This is a genomic window from Streptomyces sp. NPDC086519, from assembly GCF_040686075.1.
In the GTDB taxonomy this organism is placed as follows: Bacteria; Actinomycetota; Actinomycetes; order Streptomycetales; family Streptomycetaceae; genus Streptomyces; species Streptomyces shenzhenensis.
Map to the genome: position 1 here is coordinate 87,915 of NZ_JBFBJL010000033.1, position 19,010 is coordinate 106,924.

Here is a 19,010-nt window from a genome sequence, read left to right on the forward strand (position 1 = left end):
GCGGGCGGACGGGCAACGGGGTGGACGGCGGGACCTGCCTGGCCGGGGGCGGGGCCCTGCGATCCGGTGGCCATGGACGTGGCAGCCGCGCGCAGCCCAGCGGGGCGGCGAGAGCCACGCCGTTCTGTGCTCTTGCGACCGGCACACATCCTGGCTTGGTCTGAACCAAAATAAGGAAACAAATATTGACGCGGTCGAACAGCGTGCGTAGGTTCCGGGCCGAGCCGGTCAAGAGCCGTGCCGCCGCGCCTCGGTGCGGCCGGCGCCCACTCCCGCTTCGAAGGGACGTCCATGCGTGGTTCCTGGTCAGTACGGAATGTCATGACCTCGCCAAGAACGTGGCTGCGGAGGTCCCGGGTGGTGGCCGTGTCGGCCTGCCTCGGTCTCGCTCTCGGGCTGCTGCTCGGGTTCCCGGCCGCCTCGCAGGCCGCCGGCTCGCTGCCGTGCGACATCTACGCGGCGGCCGGCACCCCGTGCGTGGCCGCGCACAGTGTCACCCGCGCGCTGCTCTCCTCGTACGACGGCCCGCTCTACCAGGTGACCCGCGTCGCGGACGGGGCGAGCGTCGACATCGGGCCGCTGACGCAGGGCGGATACGCCGACGCGGCGGCCCAGGACACCTTCTGCGCGGGCAGCGGCGGCTGCCGGATCACGAAGATCTACGACCAGAGCGGCCGGCACAACGACCTCGTCCCCGGGCCCGCCGGCACCTCCGGCATGGGTGCAGACCGGGGTGCCGACGCGTCCGAGATCGCCGTCACCGCGGGCGGGCACAAGGTGTACGGGCTGTGGATCTCGCCCGGAGTGGGCTACCGCTACACCGGTGTGGCCTCGGGGGTCGCCGTCGGCGGTCAGCCCGAGGGGGCCTACATGGTGGCCAGCGGCACCCATGTCGGGTCCGCCTGCTGCTTCGACTACGGCAACGCCGAGAGCACGCCGGCCGACACCGGCAACGGGCACATGGACGCCGTGTCGATCGCCACCACCTGCTATTTCGCGCCGTGCACCGGGAGCGGCCCGTGGGTGGAGGCCGACCTGGAGAACGGCATGTTCCAGGGCGACAACGGCTCCGACACGGCGAACCGGGGCAACAACAGCACCTTCGTCACCGCCGTGCTGAAGAACAACGGGCAGACCCGGTACGCGCTCAAGGGCGGTGACTCCCGGTCCGGCGGGCTCACCACCTGGTGGGACGGGGCGCTGCCGACCCGGGGCGGCTATCAGCCCATGCAGCAGGAGGGCGGCATCATCCTGGGCATCGGCGGCGACAACAGCAACTGGAACCGGGGCACCTTCTTCGAGGGCGTCATGGTCTCCGGCTATCCCACCGACGCCGCCGAGAACGCCGTCCAGGCGAACATCGTCTCCGTCGGCTACAGCGGCGAGACGGACGTGCCGAACGGTCCGCAGGGGACGGTCACCGGACCGGGCGGCAAGTGCGTGGACGTCGCCGCAGACGACACCGGCACCGACGGCGCCGCCGTACAGCTGTGGGACTGCCAGACGTACGCCGAGGACCAGCACTGGACGCACAACCCGGACGGCTCGCTGTCCACCCTCGGGCGATGCCTCGACATCGAGGGCAACGGCACGGCGGGCGGGGCCAAGCTCGAACTGTGGGACTGCAACGGGGTCGGCGGCCAGAAATGGGTCCAGCAGGCCGACGGCTCCCTCCTCAACCCCCAGTCCGGCCGCTGCCTCGACTCCCCCAGCGGCGCCACCGCCAACGGCACCCGACTGCAGATCTGGGACTGCAACGGTTCCGGCGCGCAGAAGTTCTCGGTGAACGGCGGCGGGCCGGTCAAGGGGCCGGGCGGCACATGCGTGGACGTGGCCGCCGACGACACCGGCACCGACGGCGCCGCCGTACAGCTGTGGGACTGCCAGTCGTACGCGACCGACCAGCACTGGTATCACGGCTCGGACAACTCCCTTTCCACCCTGGGGCGTTGTCTGGACATCGTGGGCAACGGCACGGCGAACGGCACCAAGGTCGAGCTGTGGGACTGCAATGGAGTCGGCGGCCAGAAATGGGTCCAGCAGGCCGACGGCTCCCTCCTCAACCCCCAGTCCGGACGCTGCCTCGACTCCCCCAGCGGCGCCACCGCCAACGGCACCCGACTGCAGATCTGGGACTGCAACGGTTCCGGCGCGCAGACCTTCGGCCTGACCTGAGCGAACGCCCGCCCTGAGGAGGCGGGAGGCGAGGGACTGTGGTGTGGGTGCGCAGTTCACGGTTCCAGTCGACGGTGGTGCGCAGGGCCGCGTGCCGTGGCGGCCGGACGGGCGCCGGTGTGCGTGAGCCGGTCACGGCCGTTGCGCATGGTCGGTGGCGGCCTCGCACCGGGTCACTCGCCGCCGGGAGCGCGTCGATCCTCCATGCGGGAGAGCCAGGTGGTGAGGAGGGTTTCGAGGGACTCGGCCTCGGCGGGTGTCAGCAGGTCCAGCAGGTTGCGTTCGTTGCGCATGTGGTCGGTGAAGGCCCGGTCGATGAGTTCGCGCCCGGGTGTGGTGAGGGCGACGATCCGGCCGCGCTGGTCGTCGTGGGAGCGGCGGCGGGTGACGAGGCCGGCCCGCTCCAGGCGGTCGATCCGCTTGGTCATCGCGCCGGTGGTCACCATGGTGTGGGCGGCGAGCTCGCCGGGCGCCCGCTCATAGGGCTCCCCCGCACGGCGCAGGGCGCACAGGACGTCGAACTCTCCCTCGCTGAGGCCGTAGTGGCCGTACACGAGACAGAGCTCCTCGGTGAGCCGGCCGGCCAGGCGGTGCAGTCGGCCGATCACCCCCTGCGGCGTGATGTCGACGTCGGGGCGCTCGCGGCGCCAGTCGGCCTGGATCCGGGCCACGTGGTCGATGGGTTCATCCTGCTTCATGCACCCAATATAGCTTCCCGGGAAGCTATATTGGCTTCCATGGAAGCTAATTTGCGCTGGGTGGCGATCACCGCGGTGGCGCCGGTGGCCTGGGGTGCCAACTACTACGTGACACACGAGTTCCTGCCGGCCGACCGCCCGTTCTACGGGGCCGCCCTGCGGGCGCTGCCGGCCGGGCTCGTCCTGCTGGCCGTACGCAGGCGGCGGCCGCGCGGCGCCTGGTGGTGGCGGTCCGCGGTGCTCGGGCTGCTCAACATGAGCGTGTTCTTCGTCCTCGTCTACGCGGCCTCCCAGCTGCTTGCGACGAGCGTCGCCTCGACCGTCATGGCCGTGTCCCCGCTGACGATGATGCTCATGGCCTGGCCCCTGGTGTCCGAGCGGCCCCGGCCCGCCCAACTGGCCTGTGCCGTGCTCGGGCTGGGCGGGGTCTGCCTCATGCTGCTCACGGGGGTGCGGGGCGCGAGTGTGCCGGGCGTCCTGGCGTCGTCCGCCGCCATGCTGGTGTCGGCCTTCGGGCACGTCCTGGCCAAGCGGTGGAACGCCGGTGCCGACGTGCTCGCCTCGACCGCCTGGCAGCTCACGGCGGGAGGCCTCTTCCTGCTTCCGGTCGCCGCGCTGGTGGAGGGCCCGCCACCGGTGCTCGGCGCCCCGGCGCTTCTCGCGTTCGGCTACGTGTCCCTCGTCGCCACCGCGCTGGCCTTCGCCGCCTGGTTCGCCGGGCTACGGCACCTGTCCGCGGGGACGGTCGGGCTGATAGGCCTGCTCAACCCGGTCACGGGCGTCCTGCTCGGCACGGCGGTCGCCGGAGAGGTGCTGACCGTTCAGCAGGTGTGCGGACTTGTCCTGGTCCTGGCCGGAGTCGTCCTGGGCAGGCCCAGGCGGGAGGGCGCGCCGACTCCCTCGGAGGAGAGCCGGCGCCCGTCCCGCCGCGGGTCACAGTGCGGTGGTCGTCTGCTCTCCTGACGCGCTGCCCGTGAGCCACTGGTCCCAGCCCAGGTTGAAGTCGGCGTACCCGTTGTCGGCCGGGGCCTTGCCCCGGGGGGAGCCGGTGACGGTGACGGGGTCGCCCTGCTTGACCTGGCCGTAGAACCACTTGGCGTCCGACAGCGACAGGTGGACGCAGCCGTGCGAACCGCGGGCGCTGCCGCTGCCCGGGTTGGGGTCGCCGGTCGAGTAGTGCACGTAGGTGCCCGACTGGGTGAGGTGGACGTCCCAGGGCAGCGTCAGGTCGTAGAAGTTGGGGCTGCCCTTGTCGCAGCTGATGCCGACGCTGCAGGAGGTCATGTGGACCTTCTCCTGCTTGTCGATGACGGCCATCGTGCCGTCCCAGGTCGGGTACTGGGCGCTGCCCGCGTTGATCGACAGGGTGCGCACCGTCTGGCCGTTGCGGGTCACCTTCATGGTGTGGCCGGTCACCGAGACGTCGGCGCGCACATCGTCGCCGATGGTGAAGGTGTGCGTGTATCCGTGCACGCCGTAGCGTCCGTTGCCGTTGCTGACGCCGGTCATGTCGGCGTCGATGCGCACCTTCGTGCCGGAGGGCCAGTAGGTCTTCGGCCGCCAGTCGGCACGGCGGTCGCCCATCCAGTGCCAGGCGCCGACCACCGGCTGCGAGGTGCTGACCTTCATGTGCTTCTCGACCGTGGCCCGGGCCTTCGCCGCCACCGGGTTCGTGAAAATGACCGAGATCGGCATGGCCACGCCGACCGTGGTACCCGTCTGCGGGGTGATCGTGTCCAGCAGCATCGGCGGCCCCGAGGGCTTCGTGGGGCTGGGCGAGGCGCTCGCGCTCGGCTTCCCCGACGCCTTGGCGTCACCCCCGCTCGCCTTGTCGCTGCCGCCGCCCCCGCAGGCGGTCACACCCACCAGCATTGCGACCGTACCGACTGCGATGCCTATGCCGCCCTTGCGCCGTCCCACGCCCTGCCCCACTCATCTCGCTCCGCGGCCTCGACAGGCCCCACTGTCCGTCAGACAGCTACAGCACGGGTTTCCGTTCCCGACGGGACGTAAAACTTGGATCAAGAAACGCTTCACGGCAGCGGACGGGAACCGGAACCGGCGGACTTGGGCTTGCGCTGCACGGTGAGCCTGGGCCGGTCGAAGCGGCGGGGGCGGTGAGGTCGGCGGCGGGGACTTGATCCGAACCCCCAACAGGTCGTGCTTCGGTCCGATCCCGGCCTTCAGCGGCGCGGTGCGGGTAAACACCCGAGCTGAGCAGGCTCTTGAGCCGGCACCGCGCGGTCGGCCTCTCCGTTCTCGGCCTCCTTCCCACCGTCCGCTGCCTCGCCTTGCGCGTGGGCGGTGGTCCGGACCGGCGGGCGTGCGCGCGCCGACGACGCCCCGCGCATCCGTTGCGAGCTCAGCAGGACGCGGCCTGCACTCGATCCGGTAAGGACGCCTCGTGGAATGCGGCCCCGGCGGCGAAGTACTTGTCGGACACAGCCCGGACGGCGTTCACGACCAGGGGTGCGACGCGTTCCACCGTGGGGCGCGCGTCGCCGACGACCGAGATGGCACCGACCGGGCCCTCGGGACCGCGGACGGCGAGTCCGAGGCAGGCGATGCCCGGGAAACACTCCCCCTCGTCGAGGGCGAGCCCGCCCCGCCGGCGTACGGTTCCGAGTTCCCGGTGCAGGACGTCGACCCGGTCGATGCTGTGGGCGGTGCGCCGCTGCATCCCCGGCGCGTACCGGGCGTGGACCTCCTCCGGGTTCAGCCAGGCGAGCATCGCCTTGCCGAGGCCCGTGCAGTGTGCGGACTCTCTGCCGCCGACCTGCGAGGGGACGTCGACGGCCGCACGGCCCCCGATCTTGTCGAGGTAGTAGATCTCGTGCCCGTCCAGGACCGCCAGATGGACGACCATGCGGGTACGCACGGCCAGTTCCAGCAACTGGGGCGCCGCGGCGGCGCGGAGGGCACTGTGCCCGATCTCCCGCCCTCCCAGCCCCAGCGCCCTCGGCCCCAGGCGGTATCCGGTCTCCGTGTGGTGGAGCCAGTGCAGGCGGACCAGCTGATCGAGTATCCGATGGGCGGTCGAGCGCGGCAGCCGTGTCCGGCGGGACACCCCTTCGAGGGTCAGACGTGTCTGCGGGTGCTCGAAGAGATCCATGATCAACGTTACGCGCTCCATCATCGACGGAGGCAGTACGGGCCGTTCGGACTCTGGACGGGAGCCGAGGTCAAGGGCGGACGTCATCGTCGGCGCCTCTCTGCTGAAACTAGAATCTATTTCAGTTTGTTACGACGCCAAGGTACCGCCGCCGCGGTCGCCGACCAAGAGGTGTGCACCGACGAATATGGCGACTCCCCCTTCGCAGAAGCGATGTGACGTCCCGTCACCCCCGTCAGGCCCGCGCCGACGCGGTGCGGGTGGCCGTCCGGCCCGCACCGCGCATGGCCGCAAGGTATGTGGACGTGGCGCTCGATCCGATCGCGGTCCCCGTACCGGGGTAGCAGGGCTCGGCCTCGCGGCCGTCGTGTTCCCTGCCGCGCACGGCCCGGCGACGGGCCGGCCGTCCGTGTCCAGCACCCGGGCGTGTTCGCCGGTCACCAGGCCGCCCTGGGTGCCGAGGTCCGTCGGGACGACGGTGGCGGCGCAGGGCCACCGACGGGCGTGTCCCGGACGACGGTAAGGAGACGGCACGAGAGAGGACCGGCGGCCGTCTCGGTCAGCGAGACGCGCCGCGCGCGGAGCGATGCGGTCCGCCGCGCGGTTCGGGCGCGCGCGACCGGGGGTGGCCGGGTGCGGCACGGTCACCGACGCCGAAGGTCCCGACGAGTCGAGGAAGCGAATGCCGGCGGTCAGGAGGACATGATCGCCGGCATCGCTGGCGACCTGGCCCAGGAGCTCAGGTTGCGCTGTACGGCGCGGCGATGAGCCGCGCCGCCAGCCGTAGGTCCGACTCCGCCTGTGGGGCGGTGATCTCCTCGGTGAGCATGGCCACGAACAGACCCCACCAGCTGTAGATGAGCAGTCGCACCACACTGCGGTCGACTTCGGCCGGTTCGGGTACCCCCAGGACCCGGAGCAGCGTCCGCCCCAGGCCGGTCTCGACGACGTCGAACCGTCCCGGCAGCGCTCCCGCGTACTCGGTGAAGGCGGAGAGCGCGGCGGCCGACGCCAGCAGCGGGGTGTCCAGCAGTTTGAGGCTGAGCGCGACGAGGGTGTCGCCCACCTGGGCCGCCCGGTCCGCCGTCGCGCCGAGGGGCCGGTCCTCGCCGTGGCCCTGGAGGATCGTCTCGATGTGCCATTCGAAGACCGCGCTGAACAAATAGGGCTTGGAAGGGAAGTAGCGGTACAGCGTGCCGAGCGCGACCCGAGCCTCCTTGGCGACGTCCTGCATCTGGACGCTGGCGAGCCCGTCGCGGGCGGCGAGTTCGGAAGCCGCCCGCAGGATGCGGACCCGGCGGGCGACCTGCCCGCGCGAGACGGGAGCGGCCGGCTGTCGCGGCTCGGTGCCTCTCCCCACGTCTCCCCCAAGCGGTCGGGTGCGCCCGTCCGCGCTCTTCATGCCCCGGGCCGGGTCAGGAACGCCAGGACCACGCTCTCCCAGGCCGCCTGCCGCTCGATCGCCGCCCGGTACCCGCAGTCCGGCAGAACACGCAGTTCCGCCCGCGGGACGGTGCGCGTCGCCGGCAGGGGGTTGTGCAGGGGGTGACCCGAACGTCCCGCCCCCACGTTAGCAGCGTGGGGGTGCGGTGATCTTGTGGAGCGCGGCCGGATCTGCTGGTCGGAGGCGGACTGTGCGGGGAGGGTGGCGGCCGTCGCCTGCCTGCCGCAGGTCCGCCGCGCGGCTGGAGGCCGGTCGCGACCAGTCGGCCGAGGGAGTTGCCCACGACGTCGACACGGTCCAGGCCGAGCCCCTCCGGGAACCGGAGCACCGCCTACGTCACCTGCGCCGTGACAGCGCAACGTGTGCTTTTCGGTGGGTGGTTCGCGCAGGGTCTCGGCACTGATGAACGTCATGGCGCGATGGCCTCCGGTCGCGTAGGCGAAGCGGGCGCTCTCCCCGGTGCTGTCGGCGCCCGCGGAGGCGATGCTGCCCTGCACGGCGGGCCGGTGCGGGTCGCCGTCCCACTTGGCAGGAGCGGGCCCCCGGGCGGTCTCCCGATCAGTGGGACGGTGCCGGAGGCGGACCTGGCCTGCCGGCTGCGCTCGCGATGCTCCGACGTGTGGGCTGGACGCCGACGGCACCGACCGTGAACGGGTCGCCGGCCCGGTCCGGTGAGAGCGGCATCGACGTCGGTCCGGTGCTGTGGCGGCGGACGGCGGAACAGGGCCGGCCGGGGCTCCACGAGATTCGGACCGAGATGGGACAGCGGCTTGCCGTCCGTCACTTGAGCAGGGCACCGAGGTCGATCGGCAGTGTCACACCGGTGATGCAGCGGGATTCGTCGGAGGCCAGGAAGAGCACCGCGTTGCTGACGTCCTCCGGCTCGACCCAGGGAACCGGCAGTGTGTGGGCCAGCTGGGAGACAGGAGCGAAGTCGTCGGCGGTGGGGTTCTCCAGGTCCGGGCGGAACATCCGGAAGGTGGCGTCGTTCATCACCATCGGCGTGTTCACCTGGGTGGGGTGGATGGAGTTGACCCGGATGCGGTGTGGTGCGAGCTCCATCGCGAAGGTCCGCATCAGACCGACCACGCCGTGTTTGGCGGTGACATAGTGGCCGATGGAGGGCATCGCCTTGAGCCCGCCGACCGAACTGGTCAGGATCACCGAGCCGCCCCGTCCGCCCTCGATCACATGCCCGGCCGCCGCCTTGACGCTCTGCCAGACACCGGTGAGGTTGATGTCCAGCATGTCCTGCCAGGCTCTGGTGGACATGTCGGCCAGCGGGCTGCCGACGCTGCCGATGCCGGCGTTGGCCACGACGACGTCCAGGCGGCCCAGTTCCGCGACCCCGTCGTCGACGACCGTCTTCAGGGCCTCGTAGTCGCGCACGTCGGCCCGCGCCGCGATGATGCGCCGGCCCTCCCCGCGCACCAGGGCCGCCGTCTCGTCCAGGTCCTCGGGTGTCGGCATGGCGAACGGAACGCCCTCGACGTCCCGGCAGATGTCGACGGCGATGATGTCGGCTCCTTCCTGGGCCAGCCGCACCGCGTGGCTGCGTCCCTGGCCTCGGGCGGCGCCGGTGATGAAGGCGACCTTGCCCTCGACACGTCCGGTCATCGTTGCTGCCTCTGTTTCTGATCAACGAGATCCGCTTCCGTACCGGCCGGTTCGGTCATTTCCGCTTCCTCGGACCTGACCGTGCGCGGCGGCACGACGGGAGTGGCGATCTTGCGGACGAAGTACGCCCCGGGGGGAAGGACGTCGGCGAGCGGTCCGGCCCGGGAACAGGAACACCCCGGGCCTGGGGTACGGGGGCCGGACCGGCGCGGGAAGACGAGCCGCGGACGCCGGTCCAGGTGCCCCAGCCGCCTTCGATCCCGCGAGTCGGGATGCCGGTCACGGCAGAGAGCGGGGATTCGAAGGCGACGGTCGGCGCGATCAGCGGCATGGGGCCGCCGATGGCGGAAGCGGCCGCGGGCCCGACCAGCGGCCCGGATTCGCGCCAGGACGACCGGAGTTCCGGTCTGGTCTGTGCTGGGACTTGTGCATCAGCAGCTCCTGTCATCCACCGGTCAGGCGGTCCAGCACGAGCAGAGAACTGGAGAGGTAGTCTCCGTATCCGCCCCTGAAGAACAGCAGTGGGGTGCGCATGGACTCGATGCGCAGGTCGGCGACCCGGCCCACGACCAGCAGGTGGTCACCGATCTCGACGACGGTCTCCACCGTGCAGTCGACCCAGGCGACGATGCCGTCCAGGACCGGATTGCCGAGCGGGGAGGGCGTCCAGCCGACGCCCTCGAACCGGTTTCCGGCGGCGGCCATCTTCCGGGACAGCCGCTCCTGGTTGCCGGCCAGCGCGTTGGCGCAGAACCGGCCCGCGTCGCGGATGCCGCGCAGCGTCACGGAGGAGCGGTCGACGAGGAAGGACACCAGGGGCGGATCGAGAGAGACGGATGTGAAGGTGCCCACGACCAGTCCTCGGGGCCGGCCGTCGGCGTCGGTGGTGGTGATCGCGACCACGCTCGTGGGGAAGTGGCCGAGCACGTCCCGGAACAGCCGCTGCGCATCGCTCATCAGATCAACACCTGCATGGCACAGGGCAGTTCAAGGCCCGTTCGGGCGGGTCTGTCAGCGTGGTGGGCAAGGCGGAGCAGCCCGGCGGTCTGGTCGCTCAGCCTGCCGAGGCTCTCGTTCCCGCCCGCGGGCGCGGCGAGTCCGGATGCCGTCTCCTCGATACGGGCGACCACTTCATGTGCCACGCCGCACACCTCCTGCTCACGGGTCCAACGCACGTGCCGCGCGTCGGCGGCGTGCCCTCAGTGTGTTTTCCGGGACAGCGGGCCCGTTGTCCGCTTTCCGCTGACCGGGACGACGGGGCCGGCACCGTGGGCGAGTTGTCGCCGGGGCGGTGCGGCGCGGGCTGCCGTGGACCGCGGCCGGGACGAACGGCCGGCACGACGCGAGACGGGGTGGACGCCGGTGCGGTCAGCTCGCGCTGTCGAAGTACCGGGTCGCAGTGTGCAGGGCACGGGTCAGGGTCTCGGCCAGGGGCGGGTCGGAAGGCCGGTCGGGGCGCAGCGCCCAGTCCTCCATCGCGATGCGCAGAGCGGCGTTCAGCATGCCCGCCTCCATGCGTACCGCCAGGTCCTGTGCGGACCGGCCGGTGCCTTCGGCGATCAGCGAGGCGAACACGGCTTCGGCGTCGAAGTGGGCCTCCAGCCAGACGGCGCGGAGCCCGGGTTCGTCACGGCTGAGGCGGACGAGGTCCCGCAACGCCTCCAGGGGCTGCGCGGAGAGCGCGCCGGGGTCGTCGACGCACGCGAGAGCACGGGCGAGCGAGCCGTCTCCTCGCCAGTAGGCCTGGAGGCGCTCCGTCGCGATGTCCATGCCCGCCGTCAGCAGGGGGCGTACGCAGTCCTCCTTGGACCGGAAGTAGCGCCACAGGGTACGGGTGGAGATCCCCGCGGCGGCGGCGATGTCCTCGGCCGTGGTGGCTGCCACGCCCCGGGCGGCGAAGAGCCTCAGGGCCTCCTCGGCGATCTCCCGGCGCGTCGCCTCGCGGCGCCGCTGGGTGAGTGGCTGCCGCCCGGCGCGGCCATCGGCGTGCGCGACCATGTGTCCCCTCTCCGGCCTGTAGGTCTCGACCCTAACGGGCTTGTGCCCCGACGGCAGTTGAGGCGTCGCGTACTCCGCCTCCCCGGCGGGCGGCGGTCTACGCCGCAGCTTTCTGACGCGGTGCGACACCATGGCACACCGCGACACAAGGTGCTACGGTGTCGCGTCATCGCGGATGCATGGACGCGTCAAGCACGCGCCACGCCGCTTCGCGTTCGGGACGAGATCGCGTCCCCAACAGCCCGGCCCTCGTGGGCGCGTGGCCCACGATCACCTCTTTCGACGGGAGTCCCCCATGCCCCGTAACGCCTCTTCTTCTGTCCCCCACCCCCCACCACCGCGCATCAGCCGACGCGAACTGCTGGGCACGACCGTCACGCTGGGCGCCGCGGCCGCACTGGGCGGTGCCTCCGTGCTGGGCGGTGCCGGTACGGCGGGAGCGACGACGTCCGCCACTCGCACCAAGGCCGACGTGACCGAACTCCAGGCCCGTGCCGTGGTCGTGGGGACGGGCTTCGGCGGCGGCGTCACCGCGCTCCGCCTGGCGCAGGCCGGGGTGCGCACGCTGGTCCTGGAACGCGGCCGGCGCTGGGTCACCGGCCCGAACTCGACCACGTTCTGCCGCTTCGCGAACATGGACAACCGCTCCGCCTGGCTCACCGACCACTCCATCGTCCCCGGCGTCGACAAGACCTGGACGCCCTATACCGGCGTCATCGAGGCCGTCGAGGGCAACGGCATGACGGCCAACGTCGGCGCGGCGGTCGGCGGCGGCTCGATCACGTACCACGGAATGACCCTGCAACCCACGAAGGAGAACTTCGTCCGTTCCATCCCGCTGGCCGCGGACTTCTACGACTACCTGGACAAGGTGGCCTACCCCACGGTCTCCCGCATGCTGGGGATCTCCCCGGTTCCCGACGACCTGCTGGCCTCCGACGCCTACAAGTCCTCGCGGCTCTTCCAGAGCGTGCTGCCGAAGGTGGGCATGAAGCCGTTCCGGGTTCCTCTGCCCATCGACTGGAACTACGCCCGCGGGGAGTTGACCGGCGCGTACCAGCCGACGTACACCACGAGCGACATCGCGTTCGGGGTGGACAACGGCGGCAAGCACTCCATCGACGTCACGTATCTCGCCCAGGCCGAGGCGACCGGGCTGGTCGAGGTGGCACCGCTGCACGTCGTCCGCGACCTGTCGATGGACGCGAGCAAGCGGTGGGTGCTGTCCGTCGACCGTATCGACACCGCCGGCACCGTGCAGGAGAAGATCCGGGTGACCGCCGACGCGGTGTTCCTCAACGCCGGTTCACCCGGCACCACCCGGCTGCTGGTCAAGGCCCGGGCCAAGGGGCTGGTGCCGGATCTGCCGGACGCCGTCGGCACCAAGTGGGGCAACAACGGCGACCGGATCTGGGCGTGGCTGAACCCGAACGGCGACGCCGGCACCCAGCAGGGCGGCCCGGCCTGCATCGGCGCCACCGACTCCAGTGGGCTGATCCCCTTCACCCTCGTCCACGCGGGATCGCCGGCACAGACCTCGGGCGCCACCCTGATGACCGTCGTCGGCTACGGCATCGTCGAGGGCAAGGGCACCTGGGCGTACGACGCCGACAAGGACGACGCCGTGCTCACCTGGCCCAGCACCGCGGACACGTTGCTCCAGGCGCTGATCACCGCCCGGATGGAGGCCATCGCCCTGGCGGGCGGCGGCCTCATGATCGACACCAACGCCACGGCGCCCTCCACCTGGCATTCGCTGGGCGGCGTGCCGATGGGTGATGCCGTCGACCTCTACGGCCGCGTCCTCGGCCACACCGGCCTGTACGTCCTGGACGGCGCGCGCATTCCCGGCTCGACCGGGGCCTGCAACCCGTCCTACACGATCGCCGCGCTCGCCGAGCACAGCATGGCGACCATCGTCCGCCAGGACGTCGGCAGCGTCTTCTGACGCTCAGCCAGGCTCCGAACCCGCACACCAGGGGCAGGTGGCGCGGCGTGGTTCGGAGAAGCGGCCGACGCCTCCGGCGAGGTCGGCCCGACAGGCAGGGTGCAGTGAGGCGACCCGCTCGGCACGGCTCGATGCCTCGGAGCCGGGCGGGTCGCTCACGGCTGCTGCTCGTCCTCGGACAGGCGGCTGCCGGCCAGCCGTTCCAGGTGGGTCGCGGCGGCCTCGCTGCCACCGGCCGCGCGGAACGCCGTGCGGATCCGCGCGGCCGCCGCGCGGGGGCCCGGATCGCGCAGTACGGTGTCCAGCGCGGCGCCCAGCCGCCGGGCGGTGACCCGGCCGAAGCGGACCCGGACGGCCGCCCCCGCATCGGTGACCTGTCCGGCCACCACCGGCTGGTCGTCGCGGATGGGCGCCACGACGAGGGGCACGCCGTGCCAGAGGGCCTCGCAGACCGTGTTGTGCCCGGCGTGGCAGACGACGGCGTCCACCTCCTGTAGCAGGGTGAGTTGAGGTACCGCGGGCAGCACGAGGACGTCCTTGTCGCCGCGCCCGGCCGCGCCGTCGAGCGCCCGGCCGGGGTCGGCGATCACCGTCTGAAGGCGGTCGGCCCGCTCGCGCACCGCGGCCAGACACACATCGAGGAAGCGGGCACCGGCGCCGGCGTTGACCGTGCCCAGGGTCACCAGGACGCGGGGACGGGCCGGGTCGAGCCACTCCCAGGGGAAGTCGGGCCCGGTCGGCCGGTCCGCGACCGAGGGGCCCACATAGCGGATCCGCAGGCCCTGTCGGGGCGCCGGTCCGGCCAGCTCCGGGATGGTGAACGCCAGTACCAGACGCGGGGAGAAGCGCGGGTCGGCACTGCCCTCCGGGTCGCCGATCCGGTCCCGCAGCCCGCGCAGCAGCCCGTCCAGCCAGAGCGCGACCTTCGGCATCCCGGCGAGCGGATCGCTGAACTCGGCCGACGTGGTGGCGGAGGTGGCCCAGGGCACCCCCAGCCGCTCGGCCACCAGCCCACCGGCGAGAGCCTGCTGGTCGGCGACGACGGCGTCCGGGCCGAAGTCCTCGACGGCCGCCCTCACACCGGGGGCCATCTGCTCGGCGAGCGGTACCAGGAACCACTCCCACAGGAACTTCATCGCTTCCGGCCCGCGCAGTTCCGGCGGCCGTACCCGGTCGTCCCGGTCCGGAACCGGCCCGGCGCACGGGAACACCACGGCGTCCACGCCCGCGAGCCGCCGCACCAGTCGCGGATCGGTGCAGGCCCACGCCACCGCATGCCCCCGTCGGGTCAGTTCGGCCGCCACACCGGCCGCCGGGTTGATGTGCCCGACCAGCGGCGGTACGACGAACAGGAACCGGCTCACCGGCCCGCCGTCCCGCCCGCGCCTGCCGCCGCGCGCCCGCCGCCAGGATCCGGGGCCCGGCTCCGGCCGCTCCCGATGGTCTCCCGGATCAGCGCCAGGACATGGCCGCCGACCTTCCCCGCCGCCTCCACCAGCACGGAGTGCTCGTGCCCGGGCACCACGACGGTCCGGCAGTCGGGCAGCGCCGACTCCAGCCACGGCACGAGCTCGGCGAGGTCGGAGTCACCGCCGTACACCCCGAGCACCGGGCAGCGCACGGCGCCGATCTGGTCCTCGGTCAGCACCCGGCTGGCGGGGATGTCGCGGGCCAGGGTGGTCTCGCGGGCGAGCCGGGCCGCGCCCTTGGCCAGCCGGGCGGTGTTGTGCCCGCGGTTGGCGGTGATCCAGGCGATCGCGCCGGGTTCGTTGTACGCCAGCTCGCGCAGCACCCGGCGCAGGATGCCGCCCAGTTTCGCCGCCCAGGCCTCGGTCGCCGGTTCCGACTCGATCAGCGAGACGGAGGCCGCCCGCTCCGGGTGACGGGCCGCGTAGGCGAAGGCGACCGTACCGCCGTAGGAGTTCCCGACCAGATGTACCGGACCGGTCACCGACAGCCGGTCCAGCAGCGCCTCCAGGTCGTCGACGGAGTCGTCGAGGGTGTAACCGGCCGGGGGGCGTCCGCTGCGGCCGTGGCCGCGCAGGTCGTACATGATCACGTCGAGTCCGGAGGCGGCGAAGACGGGTGCCACGGTGAAGTAGTAGCTGGCCAGGCTGTCGGTGAGCAGCCCGTGCACGAGAACGACCGTGGCCGCGGCCGCCGGAGGGCCGTCCCGGGGCCCCGTCCGCTGTACGTGCAGCCGGACTCGGCCGGTGTCGACGATGGCCATGGCTCAGCCCGCCTCCGTGGCCTTCAGGCTCCACACCACGTACTCGACGAGCCGTCCGACGGTGAGCTCGATGATCTCGTCGAACTCCATCCCGGCCAGGAACTCGGCGAAGTTGACCCGCTTGCCGTACCGCTCCTCCAGGAGCCCGGCCAGGGTGACCAGGTCGATGCTCTCCAGTTCCAGGTCGCGGTTGAAGGTGGTGCTCATGTCAATGGCGACGTCGTCCTGGCCGTACTCGTCCGCCAGAAGCCGGGTGAGCATGCCCGTGATGTCGGCGAGCGCCGATTCCTCGTCCGCGCGGGTCAGCGGGGGCCGGCTGGTGGTCATCGGTCGTACTCCTTCTCCTGGGTGGGCCCCGTCGTCCAGGCCACGACGTAGTCGCGGTCCGGCAGCCGTGGGGGGTTGCTCGTCAGCTCGCAGCGCACCACGTACGTGTCCGCCAGGCGTCCCGAGACCACCAGCCGGTCGGCGGTGGCCTCGCGGACCCGGAAGTCGCGCGGTCGGCCGCCGAAGCCGGTGCCCTCCGCTTTGGCGACGGCTTCCTTGGCGGCCCAGAACCGGGTGAACCACAGCGCCTGGGAGTCGTCGGTGGAAGTGGAAAGGGCGTGCAGCAGCCGGAGTTCGCCGGCGCCGAGCGCGACGTCCAGGGTTGCCGGGTCGTGTGCGGTGACCTCCTCGATGTCGATGCCCGGCCCCGGTCCGGGCGTGTGCGGGCGTGCGATCGCGACGGCGGCCTCCGCCCGGTGCGCGAGGGACACGTCCAGTGGCGGCAGCCTCCGACCGTGCAGGCCGGTGACGTACGGGCGGCCCGCCCAGTCGCCGCAGACCCGGATCTCCGCGGGGAAGACGGGCCCTTCGCCGTGCTCCCACAACCGGTGCCGCACCGCGTCCTTGACCGCGATCCGGCCGAGCAGCCACTGCCGGCGGCCGCGCGGCGGATGAGCGCCGTACTCGGCGCGCTCCGCGCCACCGAGCGAGTTGCGCATGACCAGTTCGCGGGAGGCCAGGTCGGGCCACCGTTCGTGCACCAGGACCCAGCCACCGGAGCGCGCCTCGGAGAAGGTGTGGCGCTCCGGGAAGCGCTCGGCCGGCCGGGTCTTCGGGTCGTTGTCGAACCGGCGGTCCTGCCAGCCGGTCACCTCGGCCCACACCCGGCCGTCCACGGTCAGCTGTACGTCGGCTTCCAGGGCGGTGTCGGTGAGGGAGACGATCCGGACCAGGCACCCGACCTCCCTGCCAGGGCTCGGGTGGGGGCCGTAGCACCGCAACTCGCCCAGGTGCACGGGGAACACGACGGTCCGCTCGGTGTGGGTCGCCATGATCCAGTAACCGAGCAGCTGCCCGACGTTGTCGAGCAGGGCGCCGGGGGCGGCGGGCGCGGTGATCACTCCGCGGACGTGCCCGCTCCCGATCGCGGTGAGTTCGGTGATGCCCTGGAAGGCAGGGCCGTGGAACATCCAGCGCTCGGTGTAGAGCTGGGCGGCGGTGTGGGCGGGGAGCCGTTCGGCGGCGGGATCCGTCGGCCAGGGGGCAGGTACCGCGGCGGGGTACCGGGCGGCGAGTTCGACCACGGCCCGAGCCCAGCTGCCGAAGGTGACGGCGACGTGCTGCGGACCGTCGGCGGTCACCGTGACCGGCACGTCGACCGGCGGGATCGCTGTCAGCCACTGGTCGAACCGGGCCCCGCGCACGGCGACGGCGCGCTTGCCGGGAGCCGCCTGTTCGGCCGCCGCCATGATGTGGTGGACGATCGTCGTCGCGGGGACCACCGGAAAGCGGTCACCGGTCTCCGGCCAGTCCGGGCGCTGCGGAAAGAAGCAGTGGTCGAGCAGGTACGGCATGGTCTCCAGGGAGACGCGGAGGGTGGTGCGCCAGGGTGCGGGGGGAGTCGGCGAGAGGGAGGAAGCGGGGGGCATGGGGGCCCCGGAGACGGCACGGACGGGGAGGGGGACGGGGGTGCGGACCGGGCTCCGGGCGGCTGGGGGGTGGGCGGTGGTCGGGCGAGGGCCGCCCACGGTGATCAGTTCCGCCGCTGCGTCCGCGGTGTCCCGTAGCAGGGCGGAGAGTTCGGCGGCGGCCGGCGAACGACTCGCGAGCGCGTCCAGGGCGGACGGGGCGGGGAGCCGGGCCGGGGCGGAGCGCAGATCCGCCCGCAGCTCGGTGCGGGTCCGCTCGTCGAGCGACACCAGCGCCCCGCCGAGATCGAGCCGGACGGGCGGCCGCTGCTGGCTTCCGGCTGGGGTTCGGCTGGACGGCACCGGCACGACCTGTGCGCCGGCCGTCCACAATGCCACCGCCACCCGCCGGAGTTGGGCCACTCCCGGGCGGTGCGGGGAGTTGGCGGCGACGGCGAGGTGGTCGCGGTCGCCGAGGATGTCGCCGATCAGGGAGGCGAGCCGGCCGGAGCCCATCTGGACGAAGGTGCGGTGTCCGGCGGCGTACAGCGCCTCGATCAGCTGCCGGAAGCGGACGGGTTCCAGCAGGTGCCGCACGAACAGCTCCCGCACGTCCCTCTCGGCCTCGGGGTACGGTGCGGCGGTCGTCGCCGACCACAGCGGAACCGTCTGCGGATGAAGCCGAAAACGCCGCGCGGCGGCCTCGATGGGGGCGAGGTACGGCTTCAGCATCGGTGTGTGGAAGCCGGATCGGAAGGGCAGCACCTGGCACAGCACGCCCCGAGCCCGCAGGGACCGCAGAAACGCCGTCACCGCTTCGTCCGGACCGCACACCATCGACTGGTTCGGCGCGTTGTCGTGGGAGAGCACGATGCCGGCCTCGGCCCAGTGTCCCCTGTCCAGGTCGGCGAGCACGCGCTCCGCCGGGGCGCCGACGGCACCGAAGGCCAGGCCTGGGACGGCCAGGCTGCCGGGGTCGAACGACGCCATGAAGTCGCCCACGTCCTCCTCGGAGTAGACACCCGCCGCCGTCATCGCCGTCCATTCGCCGATGCTGTGCCCTGCCACCGCGTCCGGGACGACACCCATCCGGCGCAGCACGGTGTCGAGCAGCCGGCCGACGGCGACGACCTGGAAGCCGTGTCGGCCCACGTCGCCCACCTGGGCACCGGAGAGGGTGCCGGGCAGGCCGAAGTGAGCCGCGACGTCGTCCACTTGGGGATGGAAATCGGCCTCCAGGCCCGGGAAGACGAAGGCCAGCCGACCGCCGAGGCGCCCCGGCACGAACCAGACGTCGTTCCGCCCCTGCCAGACACGCCCCCTGGCGACCGCCCGGCGCGCGACCAGCAGCCTTCGCGCGGTGGGGTCGATGATGCCGAGGCGTGCCGGACCGGCCTGCGGGTGGGGGCGGGAGGGGTCGAGACCGGCGGCGAGGAGGGCGGCGTCGGACGTGTCCAGCAGCTCGGTGAGGTCGTTCGGGCTGTCGGCGGCGAGCAGGAGGATGCGCTCGGGTTCGGTGACCTCCGCGCGGCGGGGGGCGGCGGCTTCCGCGCCGCGGGCGCCGATGACTCCCGCGCCGCGGCTGACGGCGGCGGCACGCCTGTGCGGGGCCTCCTCCAGGACCACGTGCGCGTTGATCCCGCCGAACCCGAAGGCGTTCACCCCGGCCCTGCGCACCGGCTGTTGCGGAACGGTCTCCCAGGGCCGGGCCCGGTCCAGGGTGCGGAAGCGGGTGGCGGCCAGGGCCGGGTGCGGGTCCTCGCAGTGCAGGGTGGGCAGCAAGGTCGCGTGGTGGAGCGCGAGGGCAGCCTTGACCAGCCCCGCGACCCCGGCGGCCGGCATGGTGTGCCCGATCATCGACTTCACCGAGCCCAGCACCGCCCGCCCCGCACC

Annotated in this window: 17 protein-coding genes; 3 read left to right on the plus strand and 14 right to left on the minus strand. The window is 72.3% G+C overall.

The window, feature by feature from the left end:
* Positions 1-321: 321 nt before the first annotated feature.
* Complete coding sequence (locus tag AB0P24_RS28585) at positions 322-2,175, plus strand: arabinofuranosidase catalytic domain-containing protein (RefSeq protein WP_365798872.1); 1,854 nt, start codon at positions 322-324, stop codon at positions 2,173-2,175.
* A gap of 173 nt (positions 2,176-2,348) precedes the next feature.
* On the opposite strand, the gene AB0P24_RS28590 is transcribed toward AB0P24_RS28585, so the two are convergent.
* The gene (locus AB0P24_RS28590) at positions 2,349-2,873 is read right to left on the minus strand and encodes a MarR family transcriptional regulator (protein WP_365798874.1); all 525 of its coding nucleotides are present in this window, start codon (positions 2,871-2,873) and stop codon (positions 2,349-2,351) included.
* 39 nt (positions 2,874-2,912) lie between these two features.
* Between AB0P24_RS28590 and AB0P24_RS28595 the strand changes: the two genes are divergently transcribed.
* On the plus strand, positions 2,913-3,836 hold the full coding sequence (locus tag AB0P24_RS28595; RefSeq protein ID WP_365798876.1) for an EamA family transporter: 924 nt from the start codon (positions 2,913-2,915) through the stop codon (positions 3,834-3,836).
* On the opposite strand, the gene AB0P24_RS28600 is transcribed toward AB0P24_RS28595, so the two are convergent.
* The 9 genes from AB0P24_RS28600 to AB0P24_RS28640 form a co-directional block, all read right to left on the minus strand.
* Positions 3,807-4,745, minus strand: coding sequence for a L,D-transpeptidase (locus AB0P24_RS28600; protein WP_365798912.1), 939 nt, complete (start codon positions 4,743-4,745; stop codon positions 3,807-3,809). The two genes, AB0P24_RS28595 and AB0P24_RS28600, sit on opposite strands and share 30 nt — an antisense overlap.
* A gap of 490 nt (positions 4,746-5,235) precedes the next feature.
* Positions 5,236-6,009: an IclR family transcriptional regulator gene (locus AB0P24_RS28605; RefSeq protein WP_365798878.1), complete on the minus strand. Its 774-nt coding sequence runs from the start codon at positions 6,007-6,009 to the stop codon at positions 5,236-5,238.
* A gap of 105 nt (positions 6,010-6,114) precedes the next feature.
* Positions 6,115-6,633, minus strand: coding sequence for an FAD-binding protein (locus AB0P24_RS28610; protein ID WP_365798880.1), 519 nt, complete (start codon positions 6,631-6,633; stop codon positions 6,115-6,117).
* Between the two features lie 91 nt (positions 6,634-6,724).
* A complete protein-coding gene (locus AB0P24_RS28615; RefSeq protein ID WP_365798882.1) occupies positions 6,725-7,345 on the minus strand; it encodes a TetR/AcrR family transcriptional regulator in 621 nt (206 codons plus the stop codon).
* A gap of 38 nt (positions 7,346-7,383) precedes the next feature.
* Complete coding sequence (locus AB0P24_RS28620) at positions 7,384-7,554, minus strand: hypothetical protein (RefSeq protein WP_365798884.1); 171 nt, start codon at positions 7,552-7,554, stop codon at positions 7,384-7,386.
* Positions 7,555-8,209: 655 nt separating this feature from the next.
* Positions 8,210-9,046, minus strand: coding sequence for a mycofactocin-coupled SDR family oxidoreductase (locus AB0P24_RS28625; protein WP_365798886.1), 837 nt, complete (start codon positions 9,044-9,046; stop codon positions 8,210-8,212).
* Between the two features lie 444 nt (positions 9,047-9,490).
* Positions 9,491-10,003: a flavin reductase family protein gene (locus AB0P24_RS28630; protein ID WP_365798888.1), complete on the minus strand. Its 513-nt coding sequence runs from the start codon at positions 10,001-10,003 to the stop codon at positions 9,491-9,493.
* Complete coding sequence (locus tag AB0P24_RS28635; protein ID WP_365798890.1) at positions 10,003-10,188, minus strand: hypothetical protein; 186 nt, start codon at positions 10,186-10,188, stop codon at positions 10,003-10,005. The genes AB0P24_RS28630 and AB0P24_RS28635 overlap by 1 nt, the downstream gene beginning before the upstream one ends.
* Positions 10,189-10,414: 226 nt before the next feature.
* Positions 10,415-11,044 carry a TetR family transcriptional regulator gene (locus AB0P24_RS28640; protein ID WP_365798892.1) on the minus strand — a complete coding sequence of 210 codons (630 nt, stop codon included), beginning with the start codon at positions 11,042-11,044 and terminating at the stop codon, positions 10,415-10,417.
* Positions 11,045-11,339: 295 nt separating this feature from the next.
* Between AB0P24_RS28640 and AB0P24_RS28645 the strand changes: the two genes are divergently transcribed.
* Positions 11,340-12,992 (plus strand): GMC oxidoreductase, encoded by a 1,653-nt coding sequence (locus AB0P24_RS28645; RefSeq protein WP_365798894.1) that lies wholly within the window; start codon positions 11,340-11,342, stop codon positions 12,990-12,992.
* 155 nt (positions 12,993-13,147) lie between these two features.
* Here the strand turns inward: AB0P24_RS28645 and AB0P24_RS28650 are convergent, their stop codons facing one another.
* The 4 genes from AB0P24_RS28650 to AB0P24_RS28665 all read right to left on the minus strand — a co-directional run.
* Positions 13,148-14,356, minus strand: a complete 1,209-nt coding sequence (locus tag AB0P24_RS28650) for a glycosyltransferase (protein ID WP_365798896.1) — start codon at positions 14,354-14,356, stop codon at positions 13,148-13,150.
* Positions 14,353-15,222 (minus strand): alpha/beta hydrolase, encoded by an 870-nt coding sequence (locus AB0P24_RS28655; protein ID WP_365798898.1) that lies wholly within the window; start codon positions 15,220-15,222, stop codon positions 14,353-14,355. The genes AB0P24_RS28650 and AB0P24_RS28655 overlap by 4 nt, the downstream gene beginning before the upstream one ends.
* Positions 15,223-15,225: 3 nt before the next feature.
* Positions 15,226-15,549 carry an acyl carrier protein gene (locus AB0P24_RS28660; RefSeq protein WP_365798900.1) on the minus strand — a complete coding sequence of 108 codons (324 nt, stop codon included), beginning with the start codon at positions 15,547-15,549 and terminating at the stop codon, positions 15,226-15,228.
* Positions 15,546-19,010, minus strand: a 3,465-nt coding sequence (locus AB0P24_RS28665) for an acyltransferase domain-containing protein (protein ID WP_365798902.1), incomplete at its 5' end; no start/stop codon positions are given. The genes AB0P24_RS28660 and AB0P24_RS28665, both read right to left, overlap by 4 nt.

Bases quoted from the DNA above. Each gene is read 5' to 3' on its own strand.
- AB0P24_RS28585 (WP_365798872.1), top strand. From the start codon at position 322: ATGACCTCGCCAAGAACGTGGCTGCGGAGGTCCCGGGTGGTGGCCGTG.
- AB0P24_RS28590 (WP_365798874.1), bottom strand. From the start codon at position 2,873: ATGAAGCAGGATGAACCCATCGACCACGTGGCCCGGATCCAGGCCGAC.
- AB0P24_RS28595 (WP_365798876.1), top strand. From the start codon at position 2,913: ATGGAAGCTAATTTGCGCTGGGTGGCGATCACCGCGGTGGCGCCGGTG.
- AB0P24_RS28600 (WP_365798912.1), bottom strand. From the start codon at position 4,745: ATGCTGGTGGGTGTGACCGCCTGCGGGGGCGGCGGCAGCGACAAGGCG.
- AB0P24_RS28605 (WP_365798878.1), bottom strand. From the start codon at position 6,009: ATGATGGAGCGCGTAACGTTGATCATGGATCTCTTCGAGCACCCGCAG.
- AB0P24_RS28625 (WP_365798886.1), bottom strand. From the start codon at position 9,046: ATGACCGGACGTGTCGAGGGCAAGGTCGCCTTCATCACCGGCGCCGCC.
- AB0P24_RS28630 (WP_365798888.1), bottom strand. From the start codon at position 10,003: ATGAGCGATGCGCAGCGGCTGTTCCGGGACGTGCTCGGCCACTTCCCC.
- AB0P24_RS28640 (WP_365798892.1), bottom strand. From the start codon at position 11,044: ATGGTCGCGCACGCCGATGGCCGCGCCGGGCGGCAGCCACTCACCCAG.
- AB0P24_RS28645 (WP_365798894.1), top strand. From the start codon at position 11,340: ATGCCCCGTAACGCCTCTTCTTCTGTCCCCCACCCCCCACCACCGCGC.
- AB0P24_RS28655 (WP_365798898.1), bottom strand. From the start codon at position 15,222: ATGGCCATCGTCGACACCGGCCGAGTCCGGCTGCACGTACAGCGGACG.
- AB0P24_RS28660 (WP_365798900.1), bottom strand. From the start codon at position 15,549: ATGACCACCAGCCGGCCCCCGCTGACCCGCGCGGACGAGGAATCGGCG.